At 31.1% G+C, this 18338-nt stretch carries 16 protein-coding genes and 1 other RNA gene; 9 read left to right on the top strand and 8 right to left on the bottom strand.

Annotated features, from left to right (window positions below; genetic code table 11):
* The coding region (locus ACN5J3_RS06285) for a hypothetical protein (RefSeq protein WP_418511156.1) at nucleotides 1–3519 on the bottom strand (3519 nt) is incomplete at its 3' end.
* A 30-nt stretch (nucleotides 3520–3549) separates the two neighbouring features.
* A complete protein-coding gene (locus ACN5J3_RS06290) occupies nucleotides 3550–4065 on the bottom strand; it encodes a hypothetical protein (protein ID WP_418511157.1) in 516 nt (171 codons plus the stop codon).
* Between the two features lie 486 nt (nucleotides 4066–4551).
* Here ACN5J3_RS06290 and ACN5J3_RS06295 point away from each other — a divergent pair, with 486 nt between their 5' ends.
* The 4 genes from ACN5J3_RS06295 to ACN5J3_RS06310 all read left to right on the top strand — a co-directional run bounded on the left by ACN5J3_RS06295 (nucleotide 4552) and on the right by ACN5J3_RS06310 (nucleotide 8686).
* On the top strand, nucleotides 4552–5037 hold the full coding sequence (locus ACN5J3_RS06295; RefSeq protein WP_418511158.1) for a SixA phosphatase family protein: 486 nt from the start codon (nucleotides 4552–4554) through the stop codon (nucleotides 5035–5037).
* 54 nt (nucleotides 5038–5091) lie between these two features.
* Nucleotides 5092–7152, top strand: coding sequence for a polyphosphate kinase 1 (gene ppk1, locus ACN5J3_RS06300; protein WP_418511159.1), 2061 nt, complete (start codon nucleotides 5092–5094; stop codon nucleotides 7150–7152).
* A gap of 5 nt (nucleotides 7153–7157) precedes the next feature.
* On the top strand, nucleotides 7158–8063 hold the full coding sequence (locus tag ACN5J3_RS06305; protein WP_344730700.1) for an exopolyphosphatase: 906 nt from the start codon (nucleotides 7158–7160) through the stop codon (nucleotides 8061–8063).
* A gap of 98 nt (nucleotides 8064–8161) precedes the next feature.
* The gene (locus ACN5J3_RS06310; RefSeq protein ID WP_417291058.1) at nucleotides 8162–8686 is read left to right on the top strand and encodes a porin family protein; all 525 of its coding nucleotides are present in this window, start codon (nucleotides 8162–8164) and stop codon (nucleotides 8684–8686) included.
* Between the two features lie 78 nt (nucleotides 8687–8764).
* Here ACN5J3_RS06310 and ACN5J3_RS06315 read toward each other — a convergent pair whose 3' ends face one another.
* From ACN5J3_RS06315 to dnaX, 3 genes are read right to left on the bottom strand one after another with little or no spacing between them, the layout of a single operon-like run.
* Nucleotides 8765–9346 (bottom strand): tRNA-(ms[2]io[6]A)-hydroxylase, encoded by a 582-nt coding sequence (locus ACN5J3_RS06315; RefSeq protein WP_417291057.1) that lies wholly within the window; start codon nucleotides 9344–9346, stop codon nucleotides 8765–8767.
* Nucleotides 9347–9362: 16 nt separating this feature from the next.
* Nucleotides 9363–9938, bottom strand: coding sequence for a hypothetical protein (locus tag ACN5J3_RS06320; RefSeq protein WP_418511160.1), 576 nt, complete (start codon nucleotides 9936–9938; stop codon nucleotides 9363–9365).
* Complete coding sequence (gene dnaX, locus ACN5J3_RS06325) at nucleotides 9938–11653, bottom strand: DNA polymerase III subunit gamma/tau (protein ID WP_418511161.1); 1716 nt, start codon at nucleotides 11651–11653, stop codon at nucleotides 9938–9940. Before dnaX ends, ACN5J3_RS06320 begins: the two co-directional genes overlap by 1 nt.
* Nucleotides 11654–11755: 102 nt before the next feature.
* Here dnaX and rnpB point away from each other — a divergent pair.
* An RNA gene (gene rnpB, locus ACN5J3_RS06330) (RNase P RNA component class A) lies at nucleotides 11756–12076 on the top strand.
* A 6-nt stretch (nucleotides 12077–12082) separates the two neighbouring features.
* Here rnpB and ACN5J3_RS06335 read toward each other — a convergent pair.
* From ACN5J3_RS06335 to ACN5J3_RS06345, 3 genes are read right to left on the bottom strand one after another with little or no spacing between them, the layout of a single operon-like run.
* Nucleotides 12083–12634 (bottom strand): RsmD family RNA methyltransferase, encoded by a 552-nt coding sequence (locus tag ACN5J3_RS06335; protein ID WP_418511162.1) that lies wholly within the window; start codon nucleotides 12632–12634, stop codon nucleotides 12083–12085.
* On the bottom strand, nucleotides 12634–13452 hold the full coding sequence (locus ACN5J3_RS06340) for a DUF3822 family protein (RefSeq protein WP_418509816.1): 819 nt from the start codon (nucleotides 13450–13452) through the stop codon (nucleotides 12634–12636). Before ACN5J3_RS06340 ends, ACN5J3_RS06335 begins: the two co-directional genes overlap by 1 nt.
* On the bottom strand, nucleotides 13436–14173 hold the full coding sequence (locus ACN5J3_RS06345; RefSeq protein ID WP_417291052.1) for a hypothetical protein: 738 nt from the start codon (nucleotides 14171–14173) through the stop codon (nucleotides 13436–13438). The genes ACN5J3_RS06340 and ACN5J3_RS06345 overlap by 17 nt, the downstream gene beginning before the upstream one ends.
* A 122-nt stretch (nucleotides 14174–14295) precedes the next feature.
* Here ACN5J3_RS06345 and ACN5J3_RS06350 point away from each other — a divergent pair, with 122 nt between their 5' ends.
* The 4 genes from ACN5J3_RS06350 to ACN5J3_RS06365 all read left to right on the top strand — a co-directional run bounded on the left by ACN5J3_RS06350 (nucleotide 14296) and on the right by ACN5J3_RS06365 (nucleotide 18338).
* Nucleotides 14296–15723: an ATP-dependent DNA helicase gene (locus ACN5J3_RS06350; protein WP_418511163.1), complete on the top strand. Its 1428-nt coding sequence runs from the start codon at nucleotides 14296–14298 to the stop codon at nucleotides 15721–15723.
* A 77-nt stretch (nucleotides 15724–15800) separates the two neighbouring features.
* The gene (gene kdsB / locus ACN5J3_RS06355; protein ID WP_418511164.1) at nucleotides 15801–16529 is read left to right on the top strand and encodes a 3-deoxy-manno-octulosonate cytidylyltransferase; all 729 of its coding nucleotides are present in this window, start codon (nucleotides 15801–15803) and stop codon (nucleotides 16527–16529) included.
* Nucleotides 16520–17224, top strand: coding sequence for an HAD family hydrolase (locus ACN5J3_RS06360; protein WP_418509819.1), 705 nt, complete (start codon nucleotides 16520–16522; stop codon nucleotides 17222–17224). Before kdsB ends, ACN5J3_RS06360 begins: the two co-directional genes overlap by 10 nt.
* A gap of 31 nt (nucleotides 17225–17255) precedes the next feature.
* Nucleotides 17256–18338: an iron-containing alcohol dehydrogenase family protein gene (locus ACN5J3_RS06365; protein WP_417291048.1), complete on the top strand. Its 1083-nt coding sequence runs from the start codon at nucleotides 17256–17258 to the stop codon at nucleotides 18336–18338.

Genomic DNA, 18338 nt, shown 5'->3' on the forward strand with positions numbered 1-18338 from the left:
ACAATCAGGAGAAGTAGATTCAACTACAGCAGAAGGCGTTAAAGTATTACCACAGTTATCAGTTACTGTAGGTAATGTAGGTAAAACGATATTATCGTAACAAGCCACAGTATCAGAAGTTGGAGCAGGAGCAGTAAAGTCTTCTACTTCAATAGTGTAAACAAACGACCATGTTTGTTGAGTATTTGTACAGTCAGTATATGTATATGTGTATGTTCTAGTTCCATTGCAAGTTATTGGGTCTGGATTATCTGTAACTACTGCAGTTGACGGTGTAAGCGTGTTTCCACAATTATCCGTAATAGTTGGCATTGTAAAAGTTTCAGTAGCATTATCAATACAGGCTACAGATGAACTTCCATTAGGTTCTGTGATTGAAAAACTAGGATTTTGAATTGTTATATTTTGAATACCACTATCTGATAGTCCACAATTATCAGTTATTTTAAAACTTCTTTTAACAACAATAGGGCAGGATTGAGAAGCTTCATCTTGATAGGTTATTTGCGCAACACTATCTTCAGTATAAGTTCCGTTTTCACTAGTGAATTGTTGTATTGTAATTACCACAGCAGTTTCACTATATGGTAGAGCTGTTAAGTTACCATTAAGAATATCAGCAGTAGAGCAACCTTCAACAGTTATATCTTCAGGAACTGTAATTACTGGAGCTGTGTTATCTTCAATTGTAATAGTAAAGCTTTCTGTTGCAGAGCAATTAGAATTAGCATCACTAACAGTTATCGTATAAGTTCCAGCAGCAAGACCCGTTAAGTCTTCTGTATCAGAATCAGGATCTTCTGCTCCGTTATTATCCCAATCAAAGGTATAATTACCAGAACCACCTGTAACACTTATGTCAATAGCACCTGAATTATTATTTTCACAAGATTCATTTATTTGCTCTTCTAAAGTAATTGAAATTGGATCATAAACATTTACAGTCAGTGGTACACGGTTTCCGTGACAAGTATTACTTGGGCCTTCAGAAACATAATATGTAAAAGTTCCAGCTGTATTTGTAGAAGGAGTTATTGACGATTGACCAACAGTATTAGGATCATTATCTGTGTAATATAATAGTATGTAATCTGTATCTGTAGTTGTAGCGGTTAGTGGGCTTGCTGTTTCGTTTAAGCAATATGCCACATTACTAGTGGTAGGTGTTGTTTCAATATCATTAACTTCAATAGTAAATATATAATTACATGTAGAATTTCCAGGAGGAATTGCGTAATATGTAGATACTCCCAAAGTCGCAGGAAACGGGTTTGAAGATGTGTATTGTGTTGTTGATGGCGTAATAGGGTAAGAATCATAAAATAATGATCCTGGAGGAAAGTGTGCTTCTACTTGAGAAACAGGAATTGAATTTCCGTCAAAGCTACAGTAGAAAAATTCTCTTTCTATTGAAACGCCTGTACAATTATCTAAAATGTATTGTTCAGAATCAATGTTAATTTCTATAGGTTCTGTATTAGGTTCTCCTTGGCATACACCGTTTTGCTGATACCCTTGTATAAGTGGTAGAGAGTAGTCTATTCCAGAAATAACACCTGTACCAGATATATAACCACCTAAAATCACAATTTTTGGTGTACAGTTATTGTTGACTAAAATTGAACAATCTTCTGTAGCTTTCAATTTGAAAGAAATATCAGCAAGTACCATTTCTAAATCAGCACTATTTAGTGGTAAATAATCTATATCCCATACAATAGCACCAGTTGCACCTTCATTAGGATCAAAATATGGTGGATTAGCGGCAAATAAACTATGATACTCATTAAAAGTAATACTAGATAATACATAATTTGAAGTAAAAGGAATAGGAATAACAAGTCTTGAATCTTCTATAGCTTCTGTTCCTTTATTTTTAATTTGTACACCATATTCTATTTCGTCTCCAGGCTCTACAACTAATTGTTGAGATCCTACAGGGTTTCCATTAATTGTTGTAGTCGCTAAAACACCTTCAGATTCTGGAATGTATGCATCTACAGAAAATGTTACATTGTAGATAGAGTAGGTATCTCCGTCTGTAAAATACCTAAAAGATGTAGATGTTTGGTTATTATTAATAATAGCATTACCTGTATTATTAATGGTAAACATACTAATATCTATTCCCGTATTGTTTTGTAGTGGTGGATTTCTAGGGTTTCCACCAGTTGAAACAGATGAATTAAAAAAGTTACCCGTTGAATTTCCAGCATGACTTAATGATGTATAGTTTCCTGAATTTCTATTCTCAATTTGAAATGTATCTCCTGTAAAGCCTACATCACCTTCACCAGCCATCATTCCTAATTTTACGTTTACATCACCGCTTTGTGTTGAATTAAATCCGTCAACATCAATGATATAAGAATTGTTGTTAGAAGAAACCACGTAAGCATGTCCGTCAAATACGGTTACATCTCTCCATTTCATTTTCGTGTTTTCATAAACAACAACCATTCCCCAACCACCATAGTAACCAGTTCCATCAGGGTCTCCTTCTCTTAATGCCATATCAGCAAGAAAGTACTCTCCAATACCATTAGCTCTTACATAATCTGTAATTTCAGTATAAGCAGAATACATATTATCATCTACGCCATTTGGGTAATAAATTTCGTTGTTAGCAGCTGTAAGCTCTGTATAGCTTGTTGCGTTTGGACCTTTTATAGATATTTTACGCTTATCATAATTTTTTGTAACTAAAATTGTTTCAGGTATAGTTTCGTTATATGTAACGTCTACATAAGCTCTGTCATATCCTTGTAGACGTAGTCTGTCTACAGATAATGTATAATTTGAGTCTGAAAATATTTGATAATCAGAATTAAGATAGGCATTGTTATCATCAATATAAGATGTAGAAATAGCTTGCTCTGGGCCATTATTTACTGAAACATGAACTGTTTCATTCCAACCAGAAGTTCTATAAATAAAATCAACTGTATCTCCAGCTCCAGAAGATGAAAATCTAAACCTGTATTGACCACTGCCTTGGTTTGTAACATTTAATGTGTAGTTTGTATTAGGTATACTATACGCACTATAAACTGTATAATCTGTAGTAACTTGTTGTGTTGTTGTATTTCCAGTATTGATGTTTTTTGAGACTGTAAAAGTATTGCTTGAACCTGCTCTACCACTCCAGTATAATCCAGCATAAACAATGTTTGAACATTCAGGTATAGCACCGTTTTCAGTTGAAAATTGTAATGTAGCAGATGATGAGTTTAATGTATATGGGTCATTATCAACATCAACATATCTCATGTCATTACCACCATTATTGGTGTTATTACCATAATTTACTAATGTAAGGTTTGTGTTTCCCATCATGGTAAAATCACCTTTTACATTGTAAATGGTTTTGTTTGGCGAGTATATTGAAGCTCTAGGATCAAAGTCAACTCTAACCTGACTATAACTATAAAAAGATGCAGATAATAAAGCAAAAACTGCTAAAAATAACTGTATTTGATATTTATAGGTTTTATTTTTTGAAGCGTATAATTTTTTCATTTTTATAACTTTTAATTAAGCTAATACCTCTTATGAACGGTTTATGTTTTTATAGAAAATACTTATTTCTGTATCTGCATTTTGAATAAATGCACGAATTTGACTTTCACTTATAGGAAACTCGCATTTTAAGTAAATGTATTTAAGATGGCTAAAACCACGAATAGAGTCAACATCAAAAGGCGATGATAAATCACTCAAGGATTTTAAGTTTATTGTAATCATTTCTACTTCATTATAAAGCTCATTATAGGTATATAAAAAGTTAAGAGATTGAGAATCTTTAACCTTTAGAACTTTAGGAGCCGTATTACCATACGTGTTTAAAACCGCATTATTTTTTATGTAAATTGATGATTCTAAATTAAATAATAAATCTTCAGGATAATTAGCGATCACTTGTGCAGAACGGCCTTGTACTTGCGCATTACCATCAGTTAATCTGTATATTGGGTTTTGTTGTGCAAAGCTATACCCTGTAAATAATAGCATGAAGGCACAATAAAATAAAACATTTGAAAATGTAGGGCCAACTTTAAGTTTCATAATTATTTTTATTAAAAAAATTTATAACTTTATTAATACTTTTTCGTAAACTTTAATTATTATGACACATTATATTTGTGTTAGGTCACGGTATTAAAAATACCTTCATAATTCTTTACATTATGTTCTTTTGTTGAGGGAAGTGCATTGAAAATCAATGCATAATGGATTAAGAAAAATTTGTGACTTGGGATTCATTTTGATTAATAGCTTACATAGCAAATAAATAGCGATAAAACAACTCAATCAAAAAAAAATGTTAAATCACAAATAAATTCGATTAAATGAGAATGCTCATCATTTAATCGGTTATTTATTATAATTAAACGACCTATCTTATTGAGTTTTAAACAAAAAATAAACTATTTTTATCTCATTACTTACTTGCTTTGTGTTACATGGTTTTTAAAATTTGAGTGCAAAGTAAGTTAATAACCGATAATAAACAACATTTTATCGATAAAAATGGTATTTAATCGAAACATTATGAAAAAGTTAATACTTGTAAGGCATGCAAAGTCTTCATGGAAAGAAAATGTAATTGATCATGAAAGACCCTTATTAGATCGCGGTATAAATGATGCAAAATTAGTCTCAAATACGTTTAAAAATTTAAACTATAAACCTGATGTTATCATTTCTAGTGATGCCTTTCGTGCTAAATACACCGCAAGAATTTTTAAAGAAGCTCTGAATTTTCCTGAAAATAAATTTCAGTTACTGCATGATTTATATGATTTTTCTGGAGAATTATTACTCAACGTAATAAAATCTTGTAGTGATGAGATAAACACATTAATGCTATTTGGCCATAACCATGCATTAACATCATTTGTTAATACATACGGCGATAAACATATTGATAATGTACCAACTAGCGGATTGGTAGTTATAAACTTCAATACAAATCATTGGCAAGATTTAAGTAAAGGTATTACAGACTATGTTTTGTTTCCAAGAGATTTAAAGTAAACTTAATCATACACATATTGTTTAATAGGATATATTTGTATAAAATTTATTTTAATGAATAAAGTTGATAAAAGCAACAGATATATTAATAGAGAAGTTAGTTGGTTACAATTTAATGCTCGTGTACTGCAGGAAGCCGAAGATGAATCGGTTCCATTAATTGAAAGACTACGTTTTTTAGGAATTTTCTCTAATAATTTAGATGAGTTTTTTAAGGTTCGTTATGCTACTGTAAAGCGTATTGTAGAGGCAGGAAAAGGAGGAAAAAGCGAATTAGGAGTTCTAAAAGCTAGCGAACTATTAGATATTATTACTCAAATAGTTATAAAGCAACAAAGTCATAGCTTAAAAGTATTAAGTAAAATACACAAGAAGCTAGAAAGTGAAGGTATTTTTATTATTAATGAATCACAGGTAGATGATGCACACCATAAGTTTATTAAAAATTACTTCATTCAGAAAGTTAGTCCAGCTTTAGTAACTATCATCCTTAATGATTTAGTTGAGCTTCCTAATCTTAAAGATAGTGCGGCTTATTTAGCTGTAAAAATGAGTTTAAATAAAAAAGAAGCTCAATACGCATTAATAGAAATATCAAAATCTATGGATCGTTTTGTAGAGCTGCCAGAAAAAGATGGCAAAAGCTACATCATGATGCTAGACGATTTACTTCGCTATTGCTTAAATGACATATTCAGCATTTTTAACTATACCAATATAAATGCGCATATGATAAAGATAACTCGAGATGGTGAGTTGGATTTAGAAAGTGATTTAAGTAAAAGTTTTATAGAAAAAATTTCTGATAGTGTAAAACACAGACAAATAGGAGAGCCTGTTCGTTTTGTTTATGATAAAACGATAGACAAGGAAACACTTTTGTTTTTGATGGACAAAATGGGGATAGACTCAACAGATAGTATAATTCCAGGAGGTCGTTATCATAACAGACGTGATTACATGGATTTCCCAAGTCTTGGACGTACAGATTTACTGTATAGTAAAATTCAAGCTTTAGAAGTAAAAGGTTTAAGTCTAGAAGAAAGTATATTTAAAACCATAGCAGATAAAGATTATATGATACACACGCCGTATCATACCTTTTCTTACGTTGTTAAGTTTTTAAGAGAAGCTGCTTTAGACCCATCTGTAAAAACAATAAAAATCACCATTTACAGGTTGGCACAAATATCTCACGTAGCAAGTTCATTAATTAATGCGGCTAAAAATGGTAAAAAAGTAACGGTTTCTATAGAAATTCAAGCCCGTTTTGACGAACAAGCAAATATTGATTATGCTGAACAAATGGAAAACGAAGGTGTAAACCTAATATTTGGAGTTCAAGGTCTAAAAGTGCACAGTAAGATGTGCGTTATAGAACGTGAAGAAGATGATAAATTAAAACGATACGGTTTTATAAGCACCGGAAACTTTAACGAATCAACAGCAAAAATTTATACAGATTTTACATTATTTACATCAAACCAAAAAATATTAAAAGATGTAAATAAAGTGTTTAATTTCTTTGAAACAAACTACAAGATATATCGTTACAAACACATCATAACATCACCTCATTACACACAATCATCTTTATTTAAACTCATAAACAAAGAGATAGAAAATGTAAAAGCTGGAAAAGAAGGTTATATTCGTTTAAAAATGAATAGTATCTCAAGCTTTAAAATGGTAGATAAACTGTACGAAGCAAGCAGAGCCGGCGTTAAAGTACAAATGATAGTAAGAGGAATTTGCTGTTTAATTCCTGGTATTCCAGGTATGAGTGAGAATATAGAAGTTATAAGTATTGTCGATAAGTTTTTAGAGCACACAAGACTTTATATATTTGGAAACGATAACAATCCAAAAGTTTATATATCATCAGCAGATTGGATGACAAGAAACATTGACAATAGAGTAGAAGTAAGTTGTCCTATTTATGACGAAAATATAAAACAAGAGCTTATTGATATTTTTGATATTTGTTGGAGTGATACTGTAAAAGCCAGAGTGCTAAATGATTCGCAAACCAATCAATATAAGCCAAAACAAAAAAGTAATATTAGAGCACAATTTGCTATATATGACTATTACTTAAAAAAGCTAAACAATTAATTTATATGCTTTCAATAAAGAAATATGCAGCTATTGATATAGGATCTAATGCCGTAAGATTGCTCATAGCAAACATCATTGAAGAAAAAGGAAAACCCGTAAGATTTAAAAAAAGTTCATTAGTAAGAGTACCTATTCGTCTTGGAGCTGATGTGTTTTTAAAACAAAAAATATCAAAACACAATCAACAGCGCATGCTAGATACCATGCAGGCTTTTAAACTACTTATGAAATCTCATAATGTAGAAAAATATAAAGCATGTGCTACATCAGCAATGCGAGAAGCTAGTAACGGAAATAAATTATCAGAGCTAGTTTTAAACGAAACAGATATTAAAATAGATATTATAGGCGGCGAAGAAGAAGCGGCAATAATAGCAGCAACAGATTTAAATACCTATATAGACAAAAACAAAACATATCTTTATGTTGATGTAGGAGGCGGAAGTACCGAGTTTACAGTAATTCATAACGGAAATACAATTACTTCAAGATCTTTTAAAATAGGTACAGTAAGATTACTTAACGATATTGTAAAAAAGGAAACTTGGGATGAATTAGAAGTTTGGATAAAAGAAAACACCAAACAATACGAAAAAATAGATGTTTTAGGATCTGGTGGAAATATCAATAAAATATTTAAAATTTCAGGTAAATCACTAGGAAAACCATTAACCTACTTTTATTTAACGTCCTATTATAACATGCTTCAATCTTACTCTTATGAAGAGCGTATTACAGAGTTAGATTTAAATCAAGATAGAGCAGATGTAATAATACCAGCAACCAGAATTTACCTTTCAGCAATGAAATGGAGTGGAGCTAAAGATATATTTGTTCCCAAAATAGGATTGGCAGATGGTATTATTAAGAGTATTTATTATGATACAGTGTCAAGTAATACACAGTAAAAAATACGCAGTTTGTCCTTTTATTATATTATATTTATTAAATTAATTTATATTAGCTAATTATAACCAAATAATTAAATCTACATTAAACTATAATTATGAAAAAAATATTACTTTTTTTAGCACTTGTAATAACAACAAGCTATTCGTTTTCACAAAGTTACGGAGTTAGAGCGGGCTTAAACGTTTCAAATTTAGATTTTGATCCTGATGCTACTTTTGAAAACAAGCATAGAAACGGTTTCGCAATTGGGTTCTTTGCAGAGTACGATTTATCATCATCTATAGCTTTAGCACCAGAAATTCAATATTCTGCTGAAGGAGCAAAAGATAGAGATTTACGTGTTGATTATATTCAAGCACCAATATTAGTAAAATTTAAAATAGGTGATAGATTATCTATTGGAGCAGGACCAATGGTTGGAGTAAAAATTCATGAGTTTAATGATGGTTATAAAAACTTTGGCTTTTCAGGAATTGGAGGTTTAGAGTTTATGATTACTGATGAAATTTTTATCGATGCTAGATATTCTTACGGTTTAAGTAATATTTTAGATGATAACAACCCAATGGGAGAAGCTATAAATACAAACATTCAATTTGGTATAGGTATAAAAATCTAACACCAAGATTATAAATTACTCTATAAAAAAACTCCGATACTGAAATAGTATCGGAGTTTTTTTATTTGGCTCAATTTACTAGCCATGAATTGTCTCTTTCTTACTTAAATCTTTCATTATTTCTGCTTCAAAATCAAGTAATTGCTGCCATTTTTCATCAACCTCTTTTCGGTCACCATATTGTCTAGCAAAGCCTAAAAACATTGTATAATGATTGGCTTCACTTACCATAAGTTTTCGGTAAAATTCAGCAAGTTCTTTGTCTTGTAATTCTTCTGATAATAATCTAAAACGTTCACAACTTCTGGCCTCAATTAATGCAGCATAAAGTAACCTGTGTACCATCTGTGTTGTTCTGCTACCTCCTTTTGGAAAGAATTTTAATAAGGCGTTTACATAATCATCTTTTCTATCTCGTCCTAAAACCCAACCACGTTCTAAAATTTTATCATGTACCATTTTAAAATGACTGATTTCTTCTTTAACCAGCGCAATCATTTCTTTAACTAAATCAGTATATTCTGGGAAGCTAACCATAAGTGATATGGCTGTACTTGCGGCTTTTTGCTCACAATAAGCATGATCAGTTAAAATATCTTCTATATTTTTCTCTACAATATTTACCCAACGTGGATCTGTTGGTAGTTTTAGTCCTAGCATGGTTTGAAAAAATTACTTATAAATCTTGAGGTTTTAATTCTAGTTCGCCATTTTGATCAACAAGCATCCTGTATGTTGAGCAATTATCAGTCTCTGGCTTGCATAAACTAATAATCAATGTGGTTTTATTAGTAGATAAGGAATCGTATTGTGCAAGTGAGATAGATGTTATGATGGCGTTCTTATAAAAAGTATTGTCAACTTTAGATAACGTATCGTGTTTTTTTAAAAACGATTTATCTATAGTATAATTTAAGGTTTTCTTGTTATTAGTGGTAATAGAAACATCTGCTATAAAATCTCTGTAATAATGCTTGAAATTTATAGTATCAGATTTGAATGCGTTTAAAACACTGTTTTGCATATCAGTGTATGCTTTTATGCTTACTTTGGTTCCGTTGCTTAAAATGGTATCGGTAACAGTTTCAGAGTATGATTCTGGAAAATAGGTTGTGTTTTCAGAAAAAGAATCAAGCAACTTACTTTCTTGTAGTACTTCCTTTGATGTTTTACGCATACGGTCTCTGCCATCGCAGCTTGCAAAAAGAACCATAAGCATTAAAAATGATATTGATAAGAGTGATTTCATCATTATAAATCTAAATCAAAAGTTTTACGTAAGGTATCAATCAATGGATTTTTTTCTTTTAGCTTTTCAAATTTTTCCATAGTTGTATAGGCGTATTTCTTTTCTAATGTTTCATTTACTGTAATGCTTAAGTGAATATCATAATTATTCAATTCTTTTCTTATAAACATAAGTAAATCATGTTGCTGTCGTTCTACTTCAACTTTGTTGGTAGCATTAGGAAATTCTAAATGAATTGTTGTGCCTTGTACTTTTGGGGTGTCAATAGATAGAATAGAAGCAAGGTTGTATTGCCCTCTTTTTTCTATTGATTTTACAAAGGTTGACCAAGCTTTTATAAGCTGATCTTCAGAAAAATCATCTGTAGGCAAATCTTCTTCATCAATAACAACATCCATTTGTTTTATTTGATGAGCCTTTTTCGCCTTTATACTTTTTAATGATAATCCCGAAGTACGATTTTTTAATGCAGAAGTTAAACTTGTTTTAGGTTTATCTTCAGGTTTTGTTACATCTTGCTTTTTTTGTGTTTGAGATGTACTTATAGCAGTTGAATTAGTGTTTTCTCTTTCTTTTGGTACTGTTACAGGAATAGGCGTAATACCTTTCTTTTTAAAGTAACTAGCCGGAATTATGTAGTTTTTGCTATTTTTTTTTTCTCCATCAAAAGTGATAGAGGCAAGTTGCATAAGGCATAATTCAACGAGTAGTCGTTGATTTTTGCTGGTTTTATACTTTAAGTCACAATCATTTGCAAGCTCTATTCCTTGAAGTAAAAATGCTTGTGAAGCTTTTTTTGACTGTAAAAGATATTTTTCTTTAGTGTCATCACCAACGTCAAGAAGTTGAATGGTTTCTTGATTTTGGCAAACTAATAAGTCTCTAAAGTGAGAGGCTAAACCAGCTATATAATGATGTCCGTCAAAACCGTTTGCAAGTATTTCATTAAACTGAATTAATAGTTCAGGGATTTTGTTTTCTAGAATAAAATCAGTGCTTGTAAAATATGTTTCGTAATCTAAAACATTTAAGTTTTCGGTTACGGCTTGTCTGGTTAGATTTTTTCCAGAAAAACTTACTACACGATCAAATATAGAAAGTGCATCACGCATGGCACCATCAGCTTTTTGAGCTATAATATGGAGTGCATCATCTTCGGCAGTGATACCTTGTTCTTCAGCAATATATTTTAGGTATTCTTTAGCGTCTTTTATAGTGATACGCTTAAAATCAAATATCTGACAACGAGATAAAATAGTAGGAATTATTTTATGCTTTTCAGTTGTTGCTAAAATAAAAATACAGTGTTTTGGTGGCTCTTCAAGGGTTTTTAAGAATGCATTAAAAGCTGCTTGAGAGAGCATATGAACCTCATCAATAATATATACTTTGTATTTACCTACTTGTGGCGGAATTCTAACTTGATCAGTTAAATTTCTAATATCATCAACTGAATTGTTTGAAGCGGCATCAAGCTCAAAAATGTTAAAAGCAAAATCTTCATTTTCATTTTCACTACCATCGCTGTTTATCATTTTAGCTAAAATACGGGCACATGTAGTTTTTCCAACACCACGAGGTCCGCAAAAAAGTAATGCTTGAGCTAGATGATTGTTTTCAATAGCATTTAGTAGCGTATTAGTAATAGCTTGTTGTCCCACAACATCTTTAAATGTTTGAGGTCTGTATTTTCTTGCAGATACTACGAAATGTTCCATTGAAAATTGTTGATGTAACAAAGTTAAAAATTCCAATCATAAATTAGAATTCATACGTCATAATTTAATAGTATTTATTAACAATTTACGTACTTTTGCCGACAAGCAGATCGCCTTATCGCTGTTCGCTTTTTAGCGAATGGAGGAAAGTCCGAACACCATAGTGCAAATATAGTGGTTAACAGCCACCAGTCGTGAGGCTAGGAAAAGTGCAACAGAAAGTATGTACAGGTAATGCTGTAGTGAAATCAGGTAAACTCTATATGGTGCAATGTCATGTATACCAACGTTTGAGTGCTGCACGTGCGATTGTTGGAGGGTAGGCAGCTAAAGTGTGCTGGCAACAGTACATTCAGATAAATGATAAGGCCGAGAATGGTAAACACTCTCGGACAGAATTCGGCTTATAGATCTGCTTTTTTATTCTTCTTATGCTGTGTTTTCTTCCATTTCAAAGAAGCTAAACATGTTACCGCCATAACTTTTTGAGTAGCTATAGTTCTTTAATGATGATAAGTCTGTGTGTTTTGAATGTTCTACAATTAAAGTACCTTGTGCTTCCAGTAAATCATTATTAAAAACTAGTTCTGGTATTTTAGCAAACAGTTCTAATGAAAAATCATAAGGCGGATCAGCAAAGATAATAGTTGCTTTTTGTGTTGTTTTTTCTAAAAATTTAAAAACATCACTCTTTATTGTTTGTAATGGCATGTTAAAGCTTCTAGCGGTTTCGTTGATGAACTTTATACAGCCATAATCTTGGTCTACACATGTAATTTGTTGTGTGCCTCTTGATGCAAACTCGTAACTTATGTTTCCGGTTCCAGAAAAAAGATCTAATACTGATATGCTATCAAAATAATACTGATTGTTTATAATATTAAATAAGGCTTCTTTGGCCATATCTGTTGTTGGCCTTACAGGAAGTTTTTTTGGTGCTGTAATTTTTCTGCCTTTGTATTCTCCTGAAATAATGCGCATTATAAACTGTGTATTAAAGTAAAGTCTGAATAATCTAAATCTGGCTGCTCTTTAAAGCTATACAAGTGTTGTTTGCTACCAAAGCTTACATGTCTGATATACTTATATAGAATATTGTAATAGGTGTCATCTTTTACAATATTTCCTAATAATATAGTTTCAACTGATTCTGGATTTAGGTTTAATTGCTCTATTGTAAAAAGAATGTAATATATAAAATCTTCTTGTGTATTATATTCAAAGGTATTGTAAAATAAGAGTTGACCATTTTTAATGATTACAATTTCGTAGTGAAATTTACTTACGTGTATATATAATTTAGGTTGTTTTTCTGTAGGTGCTTCAAGAAGTTTTTCTACTAAAACTGTTGAAACGTGTTTATATGAAAATTCACCAAAACGCTCATACAAGTAGTTGTTTATATTTACAAAGGGCACATAAACGTTTACACTGTTGTTGTTTGATAGTGTGTCAAAAGTTATATAATCAGACTTTAATATTTTAGCATTAAACTTTAAGTAGTCAGCTAGCAGTTCTTCGTTAAATAACTCTTTAGGTACAAAAGTAGATAGCTCGTTAACGTGTACAACAGTGACATTATTAAAAGTGTTTTGTAGCATGGTTTCAGAGACAAAAGCGTGTTTAAGTAAATCTAATATTTTGAAAGGAGTTACTTTTTTGTCTGTGTCAATATGCTTTAAAAAGGTAATTGTGTTGGTAGGTTTGTGTAATACACAAAAAGAAAGTCCATTCAAACTTATTTGAATGGACAAATCTAGGTTAGTTAATGTATGTTTTGGCTTATTCGCTATCTCCATAAGTTTTAGGCCAATTTCCATTGGTTTTTACTTCGGTCATAGATCCAACAATAATAGCATCTCCGTTAACACCGTCTACAGAAACAACTTCATTTTCTTGAGCTACTAAATCTTGATCTTGATCTTCTAAAAGTACAGCTTTTTTAACGCTAGCTTCAAATACAGGGATTTTAACATCATCTTGATCTAAAGTTCCAGCTTGCATTTCAAACTTTTTACCTTCAAAACCAGGAATATTCATCATTGTTTTGTAGCGCGTAGACGTTTTAAATAAAGAATCTTTTACAGATACATGTCCTAAAGTATCAATTATTGTAATTTCTTTAGTAGTTTCTACACCACCGTAACGTTTTGTTAACTCTTCATCTATTACAGTAGAGTCTCTACGTTGTGTAATTGTGTATTGTGCTGTATCAATAAATTTTACTAAATTTTCAAAATTTGGAGCAAATACACCTGTTACTTCTCTATGAGCTAATTGTGCATCTCTTATATCAATTAAGCGTTCTATTACAGCAGCATAGCGTTTTTCTTTAATTTTATTAAATTGAATAGGCTTGTAAACAGACATAAAAGTTTGATACCCTAAAAACCCTATTAAAACCCAAAGGGCTAAAATTAAAACAGGTTTAAGTTTTGAAGGTACAAATTTATCAACAAGCCAAACTAGACCAATTGTCACGACTATTACAGCAACTACTGCAAGAATAATATTTAACATAGTTTTTTAATTAAAATTAAATATGGTTATACGCAAATCTACAATTTTTTTTTAATCGTAAAAGCTTATATGAGTAAAAATCATTCCTATATTTGAGAAAATATAATATTTCAATACCCTTAATGACTCCATCAGAATTTTACACCCTTATAAAACAGCGTTTTCCGTTTTCTCCAACACAAAAACAAGATATTGTGCTTTTACAATTATCTGAATTTATTTTTAGCACAGATCCAAAAGCTTTATATGTTTTAAAAGGATATGCAGGAACAGGAAAGACAACAATCATAGGAACTATTGTAACAAATCTATGGAAAGCTAAAAAAAGTGCCGTATTAATGGCGCCTACAGGAAGAGCTGCAAAAGTCATCTCTAATTATTCTGGTAAAGAGGCTTTTACAATTCATAAGAAAATATATTTTCCAAGAAAAGAGAAGAACGGCGGAGTTAAGTTTGTTTTGCAACCTAATAAGCATAAAGACACAATATTTATTGTTGATGAAGCATCTATGATACCAGATACACCAGGTGAATCTAAATTGTTTGAAAACGGCTCGTTGCTTGATGATTTAATGCAGTATGTATATTCCGGTCATCGTTGTAAATTATTACTTATTGGTGATACAGCGCAATTGCCACCTGTAAAACTAGATTTAAGTCCAGCCTTAAGCGAACGCACATTATCACTTAATTATAATAAAGATGTAGCTAAAATGGAACTAGACCAAGTGGTAAGACAAGAGCAAGATTCAGGCATTTTAGTAAACGCAACACAACTACGAGAAGCTTTGTCTGATGAATTATTTGATTCTTTTAAATTTAACCTAAAAGGCTTTACAGATATTGTAAGACTAATAGACGGACACGAAATTATGGAAGCAATTAATGATGCTTACAGTAATTTAGGAAATGAAGAAACTGCGATAATAGTAAGAAGTAATAAACGAGCCAACCTTTATAATGAACAAATTCGTAGTAGAATTTTATTCAATGAGCACGAGTTAACAGCTGGTGATTATTTAATGGTTGTAAAAAACAATTACTTCTGGATAAAACCAACAACAGAAGCTGGTTTTATAGCTAATGGAGATATAATTGAGATTCTTGAAATATTTAATATTATCGAGTTATATGGCTTTCGTTTTGCAGAAGTTAAAGTAAAAATGGTAGACTATCCTAAAATGAGACCTTTTGAAACCGTTTTATTACTAGATACCATAAAAGCCGAAACACCATCGTTACCTTACGAGGATTCTAATAGACTTTATCAAGAAGTCATGAAGGATTATGCAAATGAAAGTAGTAATTACAAGAAATTTCTGAAAGTAAAGAACAACAAATATTTCAATGCATTACAAGTAAAATTTTCATATGCAATAACATGTCATAAATCTCAAGGAGGTCAATGGAACACTGTTTTTGTAGAGCAACCATACTTACCAGATGGTATTACTAAAGATTATTTAAGATGGCTATATACAGCAGTTACAAGAGCAAAAGAAAAATTGTATCTTATTGGTTTTAAAGATGAATTTTTCATTGAAGAATAAAAAGAAAAAAAACAAATACATCATATAAAAGAGCATTTAAAACCTTATTTTTGAAACGATAATTTATATCATTTTTTATGAAAATTATATCCATGATACCTGCACGATATAGTGCATCTCGATTTCCAGGTAAACTTATGCAAGACCTTGAAGGAAAATCGGTAATATTAAGAACCTATGAAGCAACAGTAAAAACAAACTTATTTGATGATGTTTTTGTTGTTACTGATAGTGATATTATTTTTAATGAAATAGTCAACAATGGAGGTAAAGCTATAATGAGTATTAAGCAGCACGATTGTGGTAGTGATAGAATAGCAGAAGCTGTAGAGTTTATGGATATAGATATTGTTGTTAATGTGCAAGGTGACGAACCTTTTACAGAAGTAGCGTCTCTAAAAAAGCTTATACAGGTTTTTAAAGAAGACCCAGAAAAAGAAGTGGATTTAGCTTCGTTGATGGTGCATATTACAGATGATGATGAAATAAAAAATCCAAATACCGTAAAGGTAATTACAGATAAAAACAACTTTGCATTATATTTTTCAAGAAGTCCAATTCCTTATCCTAGAGATAAAGAGGTAAACGTAAAGTACTTTAAACATAAAGGTGTTTATGCTTTCAGAAAAAACGCTTTATTAGACTTTTATAGATTGCCAATGCTATCATTAGAAGCATCAGAAAAAATAGAATGTATACGCTATTTAGAATATAGTAAGAAAATAAAAATGGTTGAAACAAATGTTCAAGGTGTAGAAATAGACACGCCTGAAGATTTAGAAAGAGCAAAAAAACTTTGGAAATAGACTATTCTAACATAAAGGTTATAGGTTTTGATGCTGATGATACATTATGGGTTAATGAAACCTATTTTAGAGAAGCAGAAGAAGCTTTTACAAAGCTGTTAAGCCGTTTTGAAACACCAAATAAAATAGATCAAGAGCTATTTAAAATGGTGATGAAAAACTTACCAACTTATGGATACGGAATAAAGGGATTTGTTTTATCTATGGTTGAAATGGCTTTAGATTTATCAAACCATACAATATCAAATGATGCAATAAAAGAGATTTTAGATATTGGAAAAAGTATGATAAATAAACCAGTTGAACTGCTTGAAGGTGTTGAGACTGTATTAAAAAAGTTGTCAAAATCCTTTAGATTAATAGTAGTAACAAAAGGAGATTTGTTAGACCAAGAAAGAAAATTAGAAAAGTCTGGGTTGTTAGACTATTTTCATCATATTGAAGTTTTAAGTGATAAGCAAGAAGCTAATTACTCAAAGCTTTTAAATCATTTAGATATAAAGCCTTCAGAATTTTTAATGATAGGTAACTCATTAAAGTCAGATGTGTTACCTTTATTAAATATAAAAGCCAAGGCTATTCATATACCGTTTCATATTACTTGGCAACACGAGCAGGTACATGAAAATGTGTATAAAACTAGGCAATATCATACAATCAAAAGCTTGTTAGAGTTGCCCGAAATAATTAAGTAGAAAACGATATTTTTGAATTAGAAATAAATCAATGAATTACAAGAATTTTCCAATGGTGTCCAAAATTATGTTTGGACGAGGCAGTTTTAATCAATTAGGAGATATTTTAGAGCCTAAAAGATTAAATACTAAAGCACCATTTATATTTTATGTTGATGAAGTTTTTAAAGGAAATGCTTGGTTAACATCACGTATTCCGTTATCATACAACGATAAGGTAATTTATGTGTCTTCAGATCAAGAACCAAAAACATCACAAATAGATGCATTGGTAGAAGATATTATACTTACCCAAAAAGAAATGCCTTCAGGTATTATAGGAATAGGAGGTGGCTGTCTTTTAGATATTGCCAAAGCTGTTTCTATTATGCTTACAAACGAGGGTAAATCTGAAGATTACCAAGGTTGGGATTTAGTAAAAAAACCCGCAATTTATCATTTAGGCGTTCCTACAATTTCAGGAACAGGAGCAGAAGTTTCTAGAACTACTATTTTAACTGGTCCTGAAAGAAAATTAGGGATTAATAGTGATTACACACCATTTGATCAAGTTATTTTAGACCCTGAACTCACAGCCAATGTTCCTAAAGATCAATGGTTTTACACAGGTATGGATTGTTATGTACATTGTATAGAGTCTCTTAACGGAACTTATTTAAATGCTTTTAGTAAATCATACGGAGAAAAAGCATATGAGTTGTGTAAAGAAATATTTTTAAGTGATACGCTGTCTAAAGAAGAGTCTCAAGATAAACTTATGATGGCTAGTTGGCATGGAGGTATGAGTATCGCTTACTCTCAAGTAGGTGTGGCTCATGCTATGAGTTACGGATTAGGCTATCTATTAGGAACAAAACACGGTATTGGTAACTGTATTGTTTTTGATCATTTAGAAGAATATTATCCAGATGGTGTTGCTCTTTTTAAGCAAATGAAAGAAAAACACGATATTCAATTACCACAAGGAATTTGTGCAAACTTATCTGATGAAGAGTTTGATATAATGATTGATGTTGCTTTAAGTCTTGAACCTCTTTGGGAAAATGCAGTAGGGAAAAACTGGAAAAAAACAATTACAAGAGAGAAGTTAAAATCACTTTACCAGAAAATGTAA

This window comes from Corallibacter sp. (genome assembly GCF_048381695.1).
In the GTDB taxonomy this organism is placed as follows: Bacteria; Bacteroidota; Bacteroidia; order Flavobacteriales; family Flavobacteriaceae; genus Corallibacter; species Corallibacter vietnamensis.